The sequence below is a fragment of the Psychrobacter sp. 1U2 genome (assembly GCF_051847575.1).
The window spans coordinates 1-692 of the sequence record NZ_JBPYDC010001137.1; the positions used below are offsets into that span (position 1 = coordinate 1).

1 protein-coding gene is annotated in these 692 nt (G+C 40.0%); it reads right to left on the reverse strand.

Annotated elements, in window-relative coordinates:
* The coding region (gene ispF, locus ACS8FD_RS20825) for a 2-C-methyl-D-erythritol 2,4-cyclodiphosphate synthase (RefSeq protein WP_439277268.1) at positions 1 to 423 on the reverse strand (423 nt) is incomplete at its 3' end.
* Between the last annotated feature and the right edge of the window lie 269 nt (positions 424 to 692).

The following is a 692-nucleotide window of genomic DNA, read 5'->3' on the forward strand; positions in this document are numbered from 1 at the left end:
TTTTTCTGTGGTCGTGGCTTTAATGCTGACATTGCTAATGACCGTTTGCAAATCACTGGCGATATTTTCGCGCATAGCCAAGCTATGAGGAGCAAGTTTTGGGCGCTCACACATCACCGTAATATCAGCATTACCTAACGTGTAACCTGCTTCTTGAACTTTGCTATAGACATAGCGTAGTAACACCCTTGAATCCAGACCTGCATGGGCTGCATCCGTATCTGGAAAGTGCTGACCTATATCGCCAAGCGCCAATGCACCTAATAGCGCGTCTGCAAGTGCATGTAGCACCACATCACCATCTGAATGTGCCAGTAAGCTATGACTGTGCTCAATAGGCACGCCCGCTAGTATGACATATTGCTGCTGCTGACCATTATTATGAAACGCATGGACATCAATACCCTGACCAATTTTTATCATTGTTATCCCAAAATAAGCGTGATTAAAATAATTTAAAACTACTATCTGAATTTTACAAGCAGTAAGATGCCATAGGTCGCCATCAGTTTCAATTAGCTGGTATAATATAGCCCTTATTTTATCATCATATCTACTTTAAAGATAAACTGAATCCAAAAGATAAGATGACGTTGCGTTATCTTAGACGTTGAATAAAGTATAAATAGTTGAGCCGTTCTATGTCTGTTATGTCAAATACATCAACCCTATCAGATTCTGATTCTTTTAAC